Source organism: Halomonas sp. BMC6 (assembly GCF_964204995.1).
GTDB lineage: Bacteria > Pseudomonadota > Gammaproteobacteria > Pseudomonadales > Halomonadaceae > Vreelandella.
On the sequence record NZ_CAXNSH010000001.1, the window covers coordinates 810,534 to 827,315 of the forward strand.

Genomic DNA, 16,782 nt, shown 5'->3' on the forward strand with positions numbered 1-16,782 from the left:
ATGACCCAAGCCAAGGAGTGTTATGACAACGCAATCACAAGCAGCTAAGCCGCCCGTCACGCGTTTCGATGCGGTAATTGTTGGCGCGGGTATGGTGGGCACTGCGCTGGCCGGGCTATTGGCAGAAGCGGGAATGCAGGTGGCGCTGGTGGAAGCCAAAGCATCGACGTTGCACCTGGATGACGTCGCTGGCGAGATTCCCGCCCCCCGCGTCAGCGCGCTGACCCCGGTGTCCCAGCAACTGCTCACCCATTTGGGTGCCTGGCCCGCTATGCAGACGGCACGCGTCACGCCGTACCGTTACATGGAGGTATGGGATGCCGAAGGCAGTGGTCATATTCGCTTCTCGGCAGACGAAGCGGGGACCGCCGTGTTGGGTCATATCGTCGAGAATGACGTGACGCTGGCCGCGTTGAACGAGCAGGTCGCCAAGCAGCCGACCCTAACGCGCTTGAATGGCGTGCGGGTAGAGGCGCTGCAAACCACGGCGCGTGGCCGCTGGCTGGTGCTCGACGATGGCCGGCAGCTGCAAACGCCGCTGCTTGTCGCGGCCGATGGTGCGCGCTCTGCCTTGCGCGCGCTAGCGGGCATCTCGGTAGCGGAGGAGTCCATGGCGCAAGAGGCCGTCGTCACCACGGTGCGCTGCGCACAGCCCCATGGGGCCACCGCACGGCAAGCCTTTATCGCGGGTCGTCCACTGGCGTTCTTACCCCTCACCGTCGACGAGGATGATCGCTACTGCTCCATTGTCTGGTCCACCACGCCTGAACATGCCCAAGCGCTGACGGCGTGCTCGGCAGAGGCGCTGGGGCAGGCGCTGGGCGAGGCGTTTGATCATCGTCTGGGTGATGTCATGCCCGTGGATAGCGCCTATCGGTTTCCGCTGGTACAGCGCCACGCCCAGCATTATGTGCAGCCCAACTTCGCGTTAGTCGGCGATGCCGCCCACAGCCTGCATCCGCTGGCCGGGCAGGGCGTCAATTTAGGATTGATGGACGCGGCAGTGTTAGCGGAAGAAGTGGTCTTGGCTTGGCGGCGCGGCGCGCCGTGGGGCAGTGTGGCCACGCTGCGCCGCTACGAGCGTCGTCGACGCTTCGATAACAGCGCCATGCTGGGCTTGATGAAGGGGTTTAAGGGGCTGTTTGGCAGCCAGCATCCGGTGTTTACGCTGGCGCGCAACGTGGGTATGAGCGGTATGAACCAGCTCGTGCCGCTTAAACGCTTGGTAATGCGGCAGGCGACCGGAGAGCGAGGCCGCCTGCCGCTATCGTGCCGCTAGCTAGCCGCGACGACGATCCACCACGTTCAGCGCTTTCAGCAGGTTCAGCGCTTCGCTGAGCTGGTAATCCTCGCGCAGCCGCTGAGACATGGCGGCGCGCTCGGGTGGCATATCACTTTGGCTGCCTAGATGGCCGTCTAAATCCGATTCGCGGATTTCGCGACGCCCTTCCGCCACTTCCAGGCGGCCGCGCACCACTTCGACGTCCGGCTCGATGCCTTGCGCCTGGATCGAGCGGCCATTCGGGGTGTAGTAAAGGGCGGTCGTCAGCTTCAAGCCTTCGCCATTGCCCAGCGGCATGATTTGTTGCACCGAGCCCTTACCGAAGCTCTCGGTCCCCATGATGACGCCCCGGCGCTGATCTTGCAGCGCGCCCGCGACGATTTCCGCCGCCGACGCGCTGCCGCTGTTGATGAGGACCACGAGCGGGATGTCGCCCGCTGGTGTATCCGGAGACGCCGAAAACGACATTTCGGTATCCGAGAGTCGCCCTTCGGTATACACGATCAGCCCATCATCGAGGAACAGATCGGCGACGCCCACCGCTGCCTGGAGGACGCCACCGGGGTTATTGCGCAGATCCAGAATCAAACCTTCTAAGGGCTGCTCTCGGGCCATACGCTCGAGAGCACGGCGAGCCTGTTCTGGCGTGCGGGACTGAAATTGGCTAATGCGCAAATAGCCGTAGCCGGGCTCCAGCACCTCTTGCTTGACGCTCTCACTGCGGATCACTTCACGGGTGAGGGTGAACTCCCGCGGTGACTCTTCGCCGGAGCGCAGAATCGTCAAACGCAGTGGCGTGCCGGGTTCGCCACGCATCAAGTTGACGGCTTCCTGCAGTGAGAGGCTATCGGTGGGGGTGCCATCGATGGCCACGATGATGTCCTGAGACAGCAGGCCTGCCCGTGAGGCGGGCGTGTCATCGATGGGAGTGACGACCATCAGTTGGCCATTTTGGGTGCCGACTTCGATACCGATGCCGCCAAACTCGCCCTGCGTGGATTCCCGCAGGCTTTGGTACTCCTCTTCATCCAGGTAGGCCGAGTGAGGGTCGAGCTCGCTGAGCATGCCCCGCATGGCGTTGCGCAGCAGCGTGCGGTCGTCGACCTCTTCGACGTAACCGCGTTTGATACGCTCGAATACTTCGGCGAAGGTTTGAATCTCCTCCAACGGCAGGTCATCGGCGACGCTGTTCGCCGGCTGGGCGGCCAAGGGGAGCGGGGCAGCCAGCAGCGCGAGCGGAAGCAGGGTGGCCAAGAAACGCTTGGCAGGGGCCGATACCTCGGTAACAGATAGCGTCATGCGGACTCCGCTAGGCGAAAGGCAGCGCCAGTGGCACTGCGCGGGTTGTGAGGGTCATGGTCAAGAGAGTAACTATAAAGAGAGTAGCATCAGCTTATCCCGTCAACGGCGCGCAATCCAACGTTGCGGATTAATGGGTTCCCCGCCTCGCCGCACTTCGAAGTAGAGCGCTGGCTGGGGCTGCCCGCCGCTGTTGCCCACCCGGCCAATAGCGTCGCCACGATTCACCTGCTGTCCGGGGCGGGCGCTGAACTGCTGCAGGTGCGCATAAAGCGTCATGATCTGGTCGCCATGGTCGATGATCAATAAGTTGCCGAACCCTCGCATCCAATCGGCGAAGACCACGCGACCCGAGTGGACCGCCGTGACCGCCGTGCCTTCGCTGGCCTGAATCACGATACCGTTGTAGTGCACCCCATCCCGCCGCTGAAAGCTGGCGGTGATGCTGCCCTGCACGGGCCAGGGCAGATCCCCTTGTGTGCGGGTGATGTGCGTAGTGGGCGTGGGCTCTGCCAGGCGTGCCAATTCGGCTTGAATCGCGCGGAGCTGCTGCTCTGCCTGCTCGCGGCTCTGGTTCAGGTCGGCCAAGCGTTCCGCCTCGCTCCCGTAGCGATCATCGAGCGTATTGACGACGCCCCGGCGCGCTTCGGTGCGCTCGGCGAGCAGGGCGCTTTGGGTCTCCAGCTCGTCCGCCAAGGTATCCAAACGCGTTTGGCGCTCTGCCAGTGCTTGTTCGGTATCGGCAAGTGCCGTGTCCAGCCGCGCAATATCGGCCAGGCGCTGCTGGCGCGCCTGTGTTAGCCGGTTCAAATAGGCCTGCATACGGTCCAGCTCGGCAGGGTCGCGTTGGTTGAGCAACAGCTTGAGCTGGGGCGTAGGCCCTAGCCGATAGAGCGCGGCGAGCTGCTGCCCGAGCGCTTGATATTGCGCTTCCCGTTCGCTCTGCAAGCGTTCGCGGTGCTGACGTAATTGGGTGGTCTCGTCATTGAGTTGGCGCCGCTCCGCCTGAAGCTGGTCCAGCCGCTGGTGGGTCTGGGCGAGCTCGGTTTCCACCGCCTTTAGCTCGCGTTGAGCGCTATCGCGGGCTTGGCCGGTCGCGCTGAGCCGCTCGGCCATGGCGTCGATCTCCTGCCCGAGCGCATCGAGCTGCTCACGAGCAGCGCGTTCGTCCGGCTGCGCCAAGGCGGGCTGCTGGCCCAAGGCCAGCAGCAGAGTGGCAAGGGCGAGTGGTCGCCACATGGGCATTACGTGAAGCGCAGCAGCGGTGTGCCGGTCATCGCCTCAGGCTGTGGTTGATTCATCATGGTCAGCAGCGTGGGGGCCAGGTCGCACAGGCGGCCGTCGTCGAGTTCTGCCGCCCGCTCTCCCACGTACACCAGCGGCACCACAAACGTGGTGTGAGCGGTTTGCGGGGCGCCGGTTTCCGGGTGGACCATCTGTTCGGCATTGCCGTGGTCGGCGGTAATCAGGCAGGCTCCACCCGCGCGCTCGATTGCTTCCACCACGCGGCCAACGCAAATGTCGACGGTCTCGATCGCTTTCACGGCAGCGTCGAAATCCCCGGTGTGGCCGACCATGTCGCCATTGGCGTAGTTGCACACCATGAGATCGAAACGGCCGCTATCGATGGCCTCCACGAGCTTGTCGGTAATCTCGAACGCGCTCATTTCCGGCTTTTCGTCGTAGGTTTTCACGTCGCGGGGGGAAGGCACCAAGATGCGCTCTTCGCCTTCGTACTCGGCTTCGTTACCGCCGGAGAAGAAGAACGTCACGTGAGGGTACTTCTCTGTTTCGGCAATGCGCAGCTGGGTGAGGCCACGCTTGGCCACCACTTCGCCTAGGGTGTCGGTGAGGTCGGTAGGCGGAAACGCCGCAGGGGCATCGATGTCGGCGGCGTATTGGGTCATCATCACCAACCCATCGCCCGCCAGCGTTGGGCGCACCTGACGCTCGAAGCCGTCGAAGTCTGCCTCGGTGAAGGCGCGAGTGAGTTCGCGGGCGCGGTCGGAGCGGAAGTTCAGGAACAAGGCGGCGTCGCCATCCTGTAACGTCACGGCGTTACCGTTGCCCGGTACGCGCGTGGCGGCGACGAACTCATCGGTTTCGCCGCGTTCGTAGGCGTCACGCAGGCCGCTTTCCGCGCTGGTGGCGGTGTACTCCGCGTGGCCGTCGGTGAGCAGGCGGTAGGCTTGCTCGACGCGTTCCCAGCGGTTGTCGCGGTCCATGGCGAAGAAGCGGCCAATGATGGACGCGACAAAGCCGTTATCAGCACCGACCAGTTCTGCTAGACGGGCGTTGGCGCGCTCGATAGACGCCAGCGCGCTTTGCGGCGGCATGTCCCGGCCATCTAGAAAGGCGTGTACATAGATGCGCTGGGCACCGCGTCGCGCCGCCAGCTCGGCCATGGCGATAAAGTGGTCTTCGTGGCTGTGCACGCCGCCGGGTGAGAGCAGGCCGAGCAGATGCACGGCACGGCCATTGGCGACCGCGTCGTCGATGGGCTTGGTGAGCACCTCGTTGGTGTCCAGGTCACCCTCTTCGATGGCTTTGGTGATACGAGTGAAGTCCTGGTAAACGATACGCCCGGCACCCAGGTTCATATGGCCGACTTCGGAGTTGCCCATCTGGCCGTCGGGTAGCCCCACATGACGGCCATCGGTATGCACGAAGGCGTGGGGGCGATTGGCCCATAGCGCGTCCATCACCGGCGTATTGGCCGCTGCCACGGCGTTGTGAGCACTATCGGGGTTGTGGCCGTAGCCGTCTAGGATGATCAGCGCCACGGGGCGCGGTGCAGATGATGCCATGAAAGAATCCCTCGTTTGTGGGTCAGCCAAGCGACGTGAGGTACTGTTTGAAACGCTGGTGAGGCCAGCTCAGCCAGTTTTCAGACAACACCTGATAATCGGGGTCGCGACAGGCGCGCGCTTGGGGCATCATAACGCAGGCAGCCGTCGGGCGTCATGGCCTGCGCGGTATGCCCTGTGACGTGTATACTTGTCGCGTTTCTGAGGGCGGTGACGCCGCTTTTTTCTGCATAGACCAAGAGATTGTGTTCGCGATGATCGATCAGCTGTTCGAATTCGTAATGAACCACCCCCTTCTCGTAGGGGCATTTTTGCTGGTGCTCATAGCGTGGATCGTTTACGAAACGCGCAGCGCCTCCTCGAATGCGGTGTCCTCTACCCAGGCCACTCAGCTCATCAACCGCGAAGACGCGGTGGTGCTGGACATCCGTGAGAGCAAAGACTTCAAAGCCGGCCACATCGCAGGCGCTCGTAACATTCCCCAAAGCAGCCTGGATAGCCGCATGAACGAGCTGGAGAAAGTGAAGAGCCAGCCGATCATCGTGGTGTGCAAGCATGGCCAAAGTTCTGGCGCTGCCCAGGCAAAGCTTGCCAAAGCCGGGTTTGAGCGGGCAATGAAGCTGCGCGGCGGCATGATGCAGTGGCAGGCGGATGGCCTTCCGGTGGTCAAGAAGTAAACGAGAGCATACGTCGCGGTAACGCCGCACCCCTTTTTAATGGATGAACAATCAGGAGTATCCCATGGCGGAAGATAACAACACCCCGCAGGCAGGCGCCGCAGAAGGCGAAAAGCCTCAGCTGAAATTCTCGTTACAGCGTATTTACGTGAAAGACATTTCTTTCGAAGCGCCGAACTCTCCGTCCGTGTTCAAGCAAGCGTTCAAGCCGAAGGTCAACCTGGACCTCAATACCACCAGCCAGAAAGTGGCCGATGACCAGTATGAAGTGGTCGTCAAAGTGACCGCACAGGTCAACGACAGCGAAACCGGCACTACCTCGTTCTTGGCGGAAGTCGAGCAGGCGGGCCTGTTCCGTATTTCGGGCATCGAAGGCGCACAGCTCGAGCAAACCTTGGGTGCGTTCTGCCCCAACCTGCTGTTCCCGTACGCCCGTGAGTGCGTTGATAACCTCGTCAACCGTGGTGGCTTCCCGCCGCTGATGCTGGCGCCGGTCAACTTCGAAGCCATGTACGCCCAGCGCAAGCAGCGCGAAGCGCAGCAGGCCAGCCAAGCGGCTGAGAACACGCACTAACCCATGTCGGACACGCTGACCGCCGCCGACTGGCAGGCCCAACACGGTAAAATGCCCCGTCTGTATGTGCCTGCCGAGTTAGCCGCGGGCACGACGCTGGCGCTCCCTGACGGCCCGGCCAAGCACGTGACCCGCGTACTGCGCATGGGTGAAGGCGCGCCGCTGATCGTATTCGATGGCAGTGGGCATGAGGCGGGCGTGCGGTTAGCCGAGGTGAGCCGCAAGCAGACGACCGTGACCGTGGAAGCGGTATGGGCGGGTAGCGGCGAGTCACCGCTGGCGGTGCATCTTGGGCAAGCGATTTCCAAGGGCGATCGCATGGATTACGCCATTCAAAAAGCCGTCGAACTCGGAGTGGCGGCGATTACCCCGCTCTATACCGAGCGGGGCGATGTGCGTTTGAAAGGCGACCGTGAAGAAAAGAAGCTGGCGCATTGGCAGGCCGTGGCGGCCAGCGCCTGCGAGCAGAGCGGCCGGGCAGTAGTGCCGCCTGTTCACCCCCCGCAGACGTTAGGCGAGTGGCTGGCCGAGCGCCAAGAGCCGCTGCGCTTGATGTTGCATCTAGCGACGGGTAACGGCTTTGCTCAGTCAGAGCGGCCTACGTCCGCCGCGCTGCTGATCGGTCCGGAAGGCGGGCTGAGCGACACGGATATTCAGGCTGCGACGGCCAGCCACTTCACGCCTCTCACCCTGGGACCGCGAGTGCTGCGCACCGAAACCGCTCCCGTTGTTGCGCTCACGCTCTTGCAGCACCACTTCGGCGATTTGTAAGCGCTCACTATCGAACCGCTGCCGTCTTTGCTGCGGCAGCGGTTTTTTTGTATCCGGCGCTCGCGTCACTCGACGCCGCTTTGCCTTGCTTTGGCAAGGTACCATAATGAAGATCTACTTCCTGTAAGGACGGCACCCATGGTCCGTGAATCACACGCCACCCCTCGATCTGTCAGCGATGCGTCTGCCCAACTGGGCGATGTGGCCTATTTAACCGTGACAGCGGTGAACAGCACCGGGGCGTTTTTGCGTTGGGGGCAGCCCAAAGACGTGCTGCTCCCTTATAGCGAGCAGCGCTTTCGCCCCGACCCCGGCAAGCGGGTGCTGGTGATGCTGTATAGCGATGACCAGGGGCGACCGGTTGCTACCATGCGACTCGACCGTTTCCTAACGGACGACGCCTGGGCGCTAGAGAAAGGCGACGAAGTCGATGTGGTGGTGGCCGACCGCACGGATTTAGGCATGAAAGTGGTGGTCAATCACCGCTACTGGGGGCTGATCTACCAAGACGACATCACTCAGCCGTTGCGCCGTGGGCAGTCGCTAAAAGGCTTTGTGAAACAGCGCCGCGAGGATGGCCGCGTGGATATTTCGCTGCTACCGCCCGGCGCGGCACGTCTGGACGTGGTGGGTGACAAAGTGCTGAAGGCGCTGCGCGAGAGCGGTGGCTATTTACCGCTAGGCGATAAAAGTTCGGCGCATGATATCAAAACGCGACTAGGGGTGAGCAAAAGCGCCTACAAACAGGCGATTGGCCGACTCTATAAACAGCAGTTGATCACCCTGGCGCCGGATGCGATCCGCCTGGTACCCGGTGCGCTCTCCGATACGTCGGATACCTAGCCGCGGTTGGAGCCGTGCCTGCAGTGCGGCATACTGATGACCTATTGATCCTGCATGGACTGTATTTCGATGAGCCAATCAACGTTGCATCTCGGTGTGGTGATGGATCCCATCAGCGACATCGCGTACAAGAAAGACACCACCTTAGCCATGCTCTGGGCCGCCCAAGAGCGCGGCTATACGCTCCACTACATGGAGCAGGACGATCTTTTCTTGCAGGCGGGTAAGGCCTATGCGCGGATGCGTCCTCTCACCGTGCACCGCAACCCTGAACACTGGTACGACCTGGGCGAAGCGACTCAACGCCCGTTGGCCGAGCTGGACGTAGTGCTGATGCGAAAAGACCCGCCGGTGGATGCCGAATTCATCAACGCGGTACACCTGCTGGGCTTTGCCGAGCGTGAGGGCGTGCTGGTGGTGAACCCCACCGCCGCGCTGCTGCAGTGTAACGAAAAGCTTTTTGCCCAGCAGTTTCCCCAGTGCTGCGCGCCGACGGTCGTCGCCAGCCGCGATGACGTGCTACGCGCCTTTCATGCCGAGCATGGCGATGTGATCTTCAAGCCGCTCGACGGCATGGGCGGCACGGGGATTTTTCATATTGGCCCCGAGGGCCGCAACATTGGCGCGGTGATCGAACAATTGACCCTACGCGGTCAGCGCCAAATCATGGCCCAGCGCTACCTGCCGGACATCAAGGATGGCGACACGCGGATTCTCTTGGTCGATGGCGAGCCGGTGCCTTACGGGCTGGCGCGCATCCCGTCGGCGGGCGAAACCCGTGGCAACCTGGCCGCAGGCGGGCGCGGCGTGAGCCGTGAACTGACCGAACGCGACCACTGGCTGATTCAACAGGTGCAGCCGATGATTCGTGAGAAAGGCCTGATGTTTGTCGGCCTGGACGTGATTGGCGACTACATCACGGAAATCAACGTGACGAGCCCTACCTGCGTTCGTGAAATCGATGATCAGCGTGGCACCGACATTTCCGGAATGCTGCTGGACGCGATCGAGCGTCGTCTGGCTTAACCGGTCACGGCGCACCCGCCCTATGACGCGAGGCTTGCCGAACCATCGGCAAGCCGTAGGAGACGCATGCAAAGTTTAAAGCACCATTTTTTGATGGCGATGCCCCATTTGGAAGACCCCAACTTCGCGGGCAGCCTGATCTATCTATGTGATCACGACCACAACGGTTGCATGGGCGTGATTGCCAACCGCCCAATGGACATCACGCTAGATGCGCTGTTCGAGCAGCTTTCACTAGGAGGCGACGATAGCCCGCATCGCAATGCGCCCGTTTACTACGGCGGCCCGATGCATAAGGATCGTGGCTTCATCCTCCACATGGGAGATAGCCAAGCGTGGGATTCCAGCATCCAGGTGGAGGACGGTATCGCGCTGACGACCTCCATGGATATTCTGCAAGCCTTGGCAGACGGTACCGGCCCCGAACACTTCCTGGTTTGTTTAGGCTGCGCGGGGTGGGACGTGGGGCAGTTGGAAGAGGAGCTCAAAGAGAACGCTTGGCTGACCGTCGAAGGCCAAGGCAGTGTGCTGTTCGATACGCCTCCTGCAGAGCGGCTAGCGGCAGCGGCCGGTATTTTGGGTGTCGATCTCAATTTGATGACGCGCAACGCGGGTCATGCATGACCTGTGCGGAGAAGACCTAGCATGGCAGAGCAAGGGCAGCGTCTCATCTTGGCCTTCGATTTCGGTACGCGCCGCATTGGGGTCGCCGTGGGTAACGAGTTGCTCCACAGTGCCCGTGAGTTGCCGCCGCTGACGGCGCGGGATGGTATACCCGATTGGCATTTGGTCACGCGTCTCATCGAAGAGTGGCAGCCAGACCTATTCGTCGTCGGCTTGCCGCTCAATATGGACGGCACCGAGTCATTGATGAGCACCCGTGCCCGCAAGTTTGGCAATCGCTTACACGGCCGTTATGGGAAGCCCTGTGAAATGGTCGATGAGCGGGGCTCGACGCGCGAGGCCAAGCAGATTGCGCGTACGGCGGGCCACCGAGGCAACTACCGAGAAGAGAGCGTGGATGGCATCGCCGCTGTACTGATTTTGGAAGGTTGGTTTGCCCACCAGGAAGGCCTTCCCGGTGGGCGCAGCGCGTACTGATCCAGCACAGTATTAACGATCGAGCGTGCCGGTTTGAGTGGGCACGAACCAGCGGACAGGTCGAAGGTCTTTCTCGATCAGATCATCCACCTTGAGCAGCGTGGCAAAAATCGCCATCCGCATGGGGATGCCATTATCGGTTTGGCGGAAAATCGCCAACCGCGGGTCGCCGTTCAAATCGACGTTCAAATCATTGGCGCCAGGGCGGCTATCGCGGGGCAGCGGGTGCATTACGATCGTGCTTTGACTGCAGCGCTGGTCAAGAAAATCGCGGTTGACCATAAAGTCATCGGAAAGCCCCTGGAAGCTCTCGTTCATTTCATCCGTAAAGCGCTCTTTCTGAATTCGGGTGGTGTACACCACATCTAAATCGGCAAAGTCACTGGCCAATGAGTCGCGTTGCTCAATGCGATGCCCGCGAGAAGCGACTAGATCAATTAAGTAGGAAGGCATCTCCAACCCTGGTGGCGACACCAGCGTAATGCGCAGCGGGTCATAGAGTGACAGCAACTTAATCAGCGAATGCACCGTACGCCCATATTTCAAATCACCGGTCAGCAGAATGTGCGCCCCGCTCAAGCGCTTACCCAGCCGCTGGAACTCCTTGTCGATGGTATAAAGATCCAGCAGGGCTTGGCTTGGGTGCTCGCCTGGGCCATCGCCACCGTTAATGACGGGGACATGGGTGGCAGCGGCGAACTCGGCTACCGAACCTTGGTCGGGGTGACGCATCACGATCGCATCGCAGTAGCCGCTCATGACGCGGCTGGTGTCGTAAAGCGACTCGCCCTTGGCCATGGACGAGAAGGTAAAACCTGTGGTGTCGCACACGCTTCCCCCCAGTCGGCAGAACGCGGCATTGAAGCTCACTCGTGTCCGAGTGCTCGCTTCAAAAAACAGGTTGCCCAGCACGGCCCCTTCCAACACCCTCGTCACCTGGCGGCGACTAGCAATCGGCTCCATGCGTGCCGCCACGCGTAATAAGTGATCAACGCTCTCGCGGTTTAATGAATCGACGGTTAATAGGTGCTGGCTCATCATGGACCTCATCATAAGTGGGCGTGGGTGAAGGTGGCCGCTGTATTACGGCGCTAAGTGTAACCGCCAATCCAGACGTGCCGAAGCGGTTTCCGCTGTCCAATATAAGTGGGCAGATGTTCTGGCCGAGACTTTTTTCGACTATTTGATAATTAGCTCTTGCCAACCCGGCTTTGAACCCGTAAAGTACGCATCCGCTGCCGGGGACGCCAAGCGTTACCAGCGGTGAATGAGGTTAAAAACCTCTGGTTTGTCAGGAAGTTAGCGCTGTCTCGTTATCGATTGGGTCGCTCGCTTCGCTCGCTGAAAACAGCGGTTGACAAACACCAGGAAGTGCGTATAATACGCCTTCCTCGCTGAGGCAACACGGTTCAGGTCATCGAGCCCGCACAGCGAAACAGCTCTTTAACAATTTGATCAGGTAATTCATGTGGGCGCTTGCCGATGAGGGTGAATCATCACCTATTATCAAGGCAAGCGACTCGTCAAACAGGCTTCGGCCTAATGAATGAATTCGTTTGACCCTTGAGCCAAGCTTGGTTCGCTTCTGTGGCCTCGGTCACAGGCAAGAACCGCATTGATCTTAAACTGAAGAGTTTGATCATGGCTCAGATTGAACGCTGGCGGCAGGCCTAACACATGCAAGTCGAGCGGTAACAGATCCAGCTTGCTGGATGCTGACGAGCGGCGGACGGGTGAGTAATGCATAGGAATCTGCCCGATAGTGGGGGATAACCTGGGGAAACCCAGGCTAATACCGCATACGTCCTACGGGAGAAAGGGGGCTTCGGCTCCTGCTATCGGATGAGCCTATGTCGGATTAGCTAGTTGGTGAGGTAAAGGCTTACCAAGGCAACGATCCGTAGCTGGTCTGAGAGGATGATCAGCCACATCGGGACTGAGACACGGCCCGAACTCCTACGGGAGGCAGCAGTGGGGAATATTGGACAATGGGGGCAACCCTGATCCAGCCATGCCGCGTGTGTGAAGAAGGCCCTCGGGTTGTAAAGCACTTTCAGCGAGGAAGAACGCCTAGCGGTTAATACCCGCTAGGAAAGACATCACTCGCAGAAGAAGCACCGGCTAACTCCGTGCCAGCAGCCGCGGTAATACGGAGGGTGCAAGCGTTAATCGGAATTACTGGGCGTAAAGCGCGCGTAGGTGGCTTGATAAGCCGGTTGTGAAAGCCCCGGGCTCAACCTGGGAACGGCATCCGGAACTGTCAAGCTAGAGTGCAGGAGAGGAAGGTAGAATTCCCGGTGTAGCGGTGAAATGCGTAGAGATCGGGAGGAATACCAGTGGCGAAGGCGGCCTTCTGGACTGACACTGACACTGAGGTGCGAAAGCGTGGGTAGCAAACAGGATTAGATACCCTGGTAGTCCACGCCGTAAACGATGTCGACCAGCCGTTGGGTGCCTAGCGCACTTTGTGGCGAAGTTAACGCGATAAGTCGACCGCCTGGGGAGTACGGCCGCAAGGTTAAAACTCAAATGAATTGACGGGGGCCCGCACAAGCGGTGGAGCATGTGGTTTAATTCGATGCAACGCGAAGAACCTTACCTACTCTTGACATCCTGCGAATTCGGTAGAGATACCTTAGTGCCTTCGGGAACGCAGAGACAGGTGCTGCATGGCTGTCGTCAGCTCGTGTTGTGAAATGTTGGGTTAAGTCCCGTAACGAGCGCAACCCTTGTCCTTATTTGCCAGCGCGTAATGGCGGGAACTCTAAGGAGACTGCCGGTGACAAACCGGAGGAAGGTGGGGACGACGTCAAGTCATCATGGCCCTTACGAGTAGGGCTACACACGTGCTACAATGGTCGGTACAAAGGGTTGCGAGCTCGCGAGAGTCAGCCAATCCCGAAAAGCCGATCTCAGTCCGGATCGGAGTCTGCAACTCGACTCCGTGAAGTCGGAATCGCTAGTAATCGTAGATCAGAATGCTACGGTGAATACGTTCCCGGGCCTTGTACACACCGCCCGTCACACCATGGGAGTGGACTGCACCAGAAGTGGTTAGCCTAACGCAAGAGGGCGATCACCACGGTGTGGTTCATGACTGGGGTGAAGTCGTAACAAGGTAGCCGTAGGGGAACCTGCGGCTGGATCACCTCCTTAAACGATGTCTTCCCCTCGCGGTAAGCGCTCACAATGAATTACCTGATCAGAATGCTGTTGTTACGCAGTGATAAGCGCTGTTTTCACGTTAAAAAAAGAAAAGGTCTTTCTTTTCCTTTTAAAGTGAAAAAAGCATCCGCTTATCACTGCGCATAGCAGTCGCTCTTTAACAATGTATATCATGCTGACATGAACGTTTATTGAAATGTTCATACGTAATTGTTAAGTGATACGTCTCAAGCGTATCCGGCAATCGTTGTCATTGCGAGAGTCCAGACCCCTTCGGGTTATAGGGTCAAGCAATGAAGCGCACACGGTGGATGCCTAGGCAGCCAGAGGCGATGAAAGACGTGGTAGCCTGCGATAAGGTTCGGTGAGGTGGCAAACGACCTGTGACCCGGACATCTCTGAATGGGGAAACCCACTCAGCATCAGCTGAGTATCCTACGCTGAATACATAGGTGTAGGAGGCGAACCAGGGGAACTGAAACATCTAAGTACCCTGAGGAAAAGAAATCAACCGAGATTCCCCTAGTAGCGGCGAGCGAACGGGGACCAGCCCTTAAGCATGTGACTGATTAGGCGAATACGCTGGGAAGCGTGGCCATAGTGGGTGATAGCCCCGTAGCCGAAAATCTGATCATGTGAAATCGAGTAGGTCGGGGCACGAGAAACCTTGACTGAAGACGGGGGGACCATCCTCCAAGGCTAAATACTCCTGGCTGACCGATAGTGAACCAGTACCGTGAGGGAAAGGCGAAAAGAACCCCGGAGAGGGGAGTGAAATAGATCCTGAAACCGTGTGCGTACAAGCAGTAGGAGCGGACTCGTTCCGTGACTGCGTACCTTTTGTATAATGGGTCAGCGACTTATATTCAGTGGCGAGGTTAACCGTATAGGGGAGCCGTAGGGAAACCGAGTCTTAACTGGGCGACACAGTCGCTGGATATAGACCCGAAACCGAGCGATCTATCCATGAGCAGGGTGAAGATTGAGTAACATCAATTGGAGGCCCGAACCAGGATCTGTTGAAAAAGATTTGGATGACTTGTGGATCGGAGTGAAAGGCTAATCAAGCTCGGAGATAGCTGGTTCTCCTCGAAAGCTATTTAGGTAGCGCCTCACGTATCACCGCCGGGGGTAGAGCACTGTTTCGGCTAGGGGGTCATCCCGACTTACCAACCCGAGGCAAACTCCGAATACCGGTGAGTGCGAGCGTGGGAGACACACGGCGGGTGCTAACGTCCGTCGTGAAAAGGGAAACAACCCAGACCGTCAGCTAAGGTCCCCAAATCCTGGTTAAGTGGGAAACGATGTGGGAAGGCTCAGACAGCTAGGAGGTTGGCTTAGAAGCAGCCATCCTTTAAAGAAAGCGTAATAGCTCACTAGTCGAGTCGGCCTGCGCGGAAGATGTAACGGGGCTAAACCAGGTACCGAAGCTACGGGTTCATCCTCTGGATGAGCGGTAGAGGAGCGTCGTGTAAGCCAATGAAGGTGTGTTGAGAAGCATGCTGGAGGTATCACGAGTGCGAATGCTGACATGAGTAACGATAAAGGGAGTGAAAAACTCCCTCGCCGGAAGACCAAGGGTTTCTGTTCGACGCTAATCGGAGCAGAGTGAGTCGGCCCCTAAGGCGAGGCCGAAAGGCGTAGTCGATGGGAAACGGGTCAATATTCCCGTACCGGACATGATTGCGATGGGGGGACGGAGAAGGCTAGGTGAGCCAGGCGTTGGTTGTCCTGGTGAAAGTGAGTAGGCTGGTGTCTTAGGTAAATCCGGGACGCTAAGGCCGAGACACGAAACGAACGGACCACGGTCCGGAAGTCATTGATGCCACGCTTCCAGGAAAAGCCTCTAAGCTTCAGATCATGTGCGACCGTACCCCAAACCGACACAGGTGGTCAGGGTGAGAATCCCAAGGCGCTTGAGAGAACTCGGGTGAAGGAACTAGGCAAAATGGTGCCGTAACTTCGGGAGAAGGCACGCCGGCGTAGGGTAATGGGACTTGCTCCCCGAGCCCGAACCGGTCGAAGATACCAGGTGGCTGCAACTGTTTAGTAAAAACACAGCACTCTGCTAACGCGCAAGCGGACGTATAGGGTGTGACGCCTGCCCGGTGCCGGAAGGTTAAGTGATGGTGTTAGGATTCGTCCGAAGCTCTTGATCGAAGCCCCGGTAAACGGCGGCCGTAACTATAACGGTCCTAAGGTAGCGAAATTCCTTGTCGGGTAAGTTCCGACCTGCACGAATGGCGTAATGATGGCCACGCTGTCTCCACCCGAGACTCAGTGAAATTGAAATCGCCGTGAAGATGCGGTGTACCCGCGGCTAGACGGAAAGACCCCGTGAACCTTTACTATAGCTTCACACTGGACGCTGATGTTGCCTGTGTAGGATAGCTGGGAGGCTTTGAACCCCGGACGCCAGTTCGGGTGGAGCCAACCTTGAAATACCAGCCTGGCATCATTGGCGTTCTCACTCAGGTCCGTGATCCGGATCGAGGACAGTGTGTGGTGGGTAGTTTGACTGGGGCGGTCTCCTCCCAAAGAGTAACGGAGGAGCACGAAGGTACCCTCAGCACGGTCGGACATCGTGCAATGAGTGCAAGAGCATAAGGGTGCTTGACTGCGAGACAGACACGTCGAGCAGGTGCGAAAGCAGGTTCTAGTGATCCGGTGGTTCTGTATGGAAGGGCCATCGCTCAACGGATAAAAGGTACTCCGGGGATAACAGGCTGATACCGCCCAAGAGTTCACATCGACGGCGGTGTTTGGCACCTCGATGTCGGCTCATCACATCCTGGGGCTGAAGTCGGTCCCAAGGGTATGGCTGTTCGCCATTTAAAGTGGTACGCGAGCTGGGTTTAGAACGTCGTGAGACAGTTCGGTCCCTATCTGCCGTGGGCGTTGGATGTTTGAGAAGAGCTGCTCCTAGTACGAGAGGACCGGAGTGGACGACCCTCTGGTGTTCCGGTTGTCACGCCAGTGGCATTGCCGGGTAGCTATGGTCGGACGGGATAACCGCTGAAAGCATCTAAGCGGGAAGCCCCCTTCAAGATGAGACATCCCTGAGGCCTAGAGCCTCCTAAAGGGCCCAGCGAGACCAGCTGGTTGATAGGCACGGTGTGGAAGCGCTGCAAGGCGTTGAGCTAACGTGTACTAATGGCCCGTGAGGCTTGACCCTATAACACCCAAGGGGTCTGGTCGCGATGATAACGATCGAGTGGATTGCCACTCAGAGAACCG

General features: G+C 59.1%; 12 protein-coding genes and 2 rRNA genes. 10 read left to right on the plus strand and 4 right to left on the minus strand.

What is annotated here, in order from left to right; all coding sequences use genetic code 11:
• Positions 1 to 22 precede the first annotated feature (22 nt).
• Positions 23 to 1,279, plus strand: coding sequence for a UbiH/UbiF/VisC/COQ6 family ubiquinone biosynthesis hydroxylase (locus tag AB6K10_RS03835; protein WP_339118026.1), 1,257 nt, complete (start codon positions 23 to 25; stop codon positions 1,277 to 1,279).
• On the opposite strand, the gene AB6K10_RS03840 is transcribed toward AB6K10_RS03835, so the two are convergent.
• The 3 genes from AB6K10_RS03840 to gpmI all read right to left on the minus strand — a co-directional run bounded on the left by AB6K10_RS03840 (position 1,280) and on the right by gpmI (position 5,388).
• The gene (locus AB6K10_RS03840) at positions 1,280 to 2,581 is read right to left on the minus strand and encodes a S41 family peptidase (protein ID WP_285264124.1); all 1,302 of its coding nucleotides are present in this window, start codon (positions 2,579 to 2,581) and stop codon (positions 1,280 to 1,282) included. It lies immediately after the preceding gene.
• 102 nt (positions 2,582 to 2,683) lie between these two features.
• Positions 2,684 to 3,820: a peptidoglycan DD-metalloendopeptidase family protein gene (locus AB6K10_RS03845; RefSeq protein ID WP_339118027.1), complete on the minus strand. Its 1,137-nt coding sequence runs from the start codon at positions 3,818 to 3,820 to the stop codon at positions 2,684 to 2,686.
• Positions 3,821 to 3,825: 5 nt separating this feature from the next.
• Positions 3,826 to 5,388, minus strand: a complete 1,563-nt coding sequence (gpmI, locus tag AB6K10_RS03850) for a 2,3-bisphosphoglycerate-independent phosphoglycerate mutase (RefSeq protein WP_159340545.1) — start codon at positions 5,386 to 5,388, stop codon at positions 3,826 to 3,828.
• Positions 5,389 to 5,642: 254 nt separating this feature from the next.
• On the opposite strand from gpmI, the gene AB6K10_RS03855 reads away from it, so the two are divergent.
• From AB6K10_RS03855 to ruvX, 7 genes are all read left to right on the plus strand, one after another.
• Complete coding sequence (locus AB6K10_RS03855) at positions 5,643 to 6,065, plus strand: rhodanese-like domain-containing protein (RefSeq protein WP_159340546.1); 423 nt, start codon at positions 5,643 to 5,645, stop codon at positions 6,063 to 6,065.
• A gap of 64 nt (positions 6,066 to 6,129) precedes the next feature.
• Positions 6,130 to 6,639, plus strand: coding sequence for a protein-export chaperone SecB (gene secB / locus AB6K10_RS03860; protein WP_044628537.1), 510 nt, complete (start codon positions 6,130 to 6,132; stop codon positions 6,637 to 6,639).
• A 3-nt stretch (positions 6,640 to 6,642) separates the two neighbouring features.
• The gene (locus AB6K10_RS03865; protein ID WP_159340547.1) at positions 6,643 to 7,410 is read left to right on the plus strand and encodes a 16S rRNA (uracil(1498)-N(3))-methyltransferase; all 768 of its coding nucleotides are present in this window, start codon (positions 6,643 to 6,645) and stop codon (positions 7,408 to 7,410) included.
• A 138-nt stretch (positions 7,411 to 7,548) separates the two neighbouring features.
• Positions 7,549 to 8,253, plus strand: coding sequence for a S1 RNA-binding domain-containing protein (locus AB6K10_RS03870; protein ID WP_159340548.1), 705 nt, complete (start codon positions 7,549 to 7,551; stop codon positions 8,251 to 8,253).
• 69 nt (positions 8,254 to 8,322) lie between these two features.
• Positions 8,323 to 9,279: a glutathione synthase gene (gene gshB / locus AB6K10_RS03875; protein WP_159340549.1), complete on the plus strand. Its 957-nt coding sequence runs from the start codon at positions 8,323 to 8,325 to the stop codon at positions 9,277 to 9,279.
• Between the two features lie 66 nt (positions 9,280 to 9,345).
• Entirely contained in the window at positions 9,346 to 9,903 is a 558-nt protein-coding gene (locus AB6K10_RS03880; protein WP_253018778.1) for a YqgE/AlgH family protein, read from the plus strand.
• Positions 9,904 to 9,924: 21 nt separating this feature from the next.
• The gene (gene ruvX, locus AB6K10_RS03885) at positions 9,925 to 10,380 is read left to right on the plus strand and encodes a Holliday junction resolvase RuvX (protein ID WP_339118028.1); all 456 of its coding nucleotides are present in this window, start codon (positions 9,925 to 9,927) and stop codon (positions 10,378 to 10,380) included.
• 12 nt (positions 10,381 to 10,392) lie between these two features.
• Here ruvX and AB6K10_RS03890 read toward each other — a convergent pair whose 3' ends face one another.
• Positions 10,393 to 11,418, minus strand: a complete 1,026-nt coding sequence (locus AB6K10_RS03890; protein WP_253018796.1) for an aspartate carbamoyltransferase — start codon at positions 11,416 to 11,418, stop codon at positions 10,393 to 10,395.
• Between the two features lie 585 nt (positions 11,419 to 12,003).
• On the opposite strand from AB6K10_RS03890, the gene AB6K10_RS03895 reads away from it, so the two are divergent.
• A 16S ribosomal RNA gene (locus AB6K10_RS03895) occupies positions 12,004 to 13,536 on the plus strand.
• A gap of 293 nt (positions 13,537 to 13,829) precedes the next feature.
• Positions 13,830 to 16,720 (plus strand): 23S ribosomal RNA (locus AB6K10_RS03900).
• Together the 16S and 23S rRNA genes form the textbook arrangement of a ribosomal RNA operon.
• Positions 16,721 to 16,782 lie beyond the last annotated feature (62 nt).

Coding starts and splice junctions, on each gene's coding strand:
- AB6K10_RS03835 (WP_339118026.1), top strand. CDS start 23: ATGACAACGCAATCACAAGCAGCTAAGCCGCCCGTCACGCGTTTCGAT.
- AB6K10_RS03840 (WP_285264124.1), bottom strand. CDS start 2,581: ATGACGCTATCTGTTACCGAGGTATCGGCCCCTGCCAAGCGTTTCTTG.
- AB6K10_RS03845 (WP_339118027.1), bottom strand. CDS start 3,820: ATGTGGCGACCACTCGCCCTTGCCACTCTGCTGCTGGCCTTGGGCCAG.
- gpmI (WP_159340545.1), bottom strand. CDS start 5,388: ATGGCATCATCTGCACCGCGCCCCGTGGCGCTGATCATCCTAGACGGC.
- AB6K10_RS03855 (WP_159340546.1), top strand. CDS start 5,643: ATGATCGATCAGCTGTTCGAATTCGTAATGAACCACCCCCTTCTCGTA.
- secB (WP_044628537.1), top strand. CDS start 6,130: ATGGCGGAAGATAACAACACCCCGCAGGCAGGCGCCGCAGAAGGCGAA.
- AB6K10_RS03865 (WP_159340547.1), top strand. CDS start 6,643: ATGTCGGACACGCTGACCGCCGCCGACTGGCAGGCCCAACACGGTAAA.
- AB6K10_RS03870 (WP_159340548.1), top strand. CDS start 7,549: ATGGTCCGTGAATCACACGCCACCCCTCGATCTGTCAGCGATGCGTCT.
- gshB (WP_159340549.1), top strand. CDS start 8,323: ATGAGCCAATCAACGTTGCATCTCGGTGTGGTGATGGATCCCATCAGC.
- AB6K10_RS03880 (WP_253018778.1), top strand. CDS start 9,346: ATGCAAAGTTTAAAGCACCATTTTTTGATGGCGATGCCCCATTTGGAA.
- ruvX (WP_339118028.1), top strand. CDS start 9,925: ATGGCAGAGCAAGGGCAGCGTCTCATCTTGGCCTTCGATTTCGGTACG.
- AB6K10_RS03890 (WP_253018796.1), bottom strand. CDS start 11,418: ATGAGCCAGCACCTATTAACCGTCGATTCATTAAACCGCGAGAGCGTT.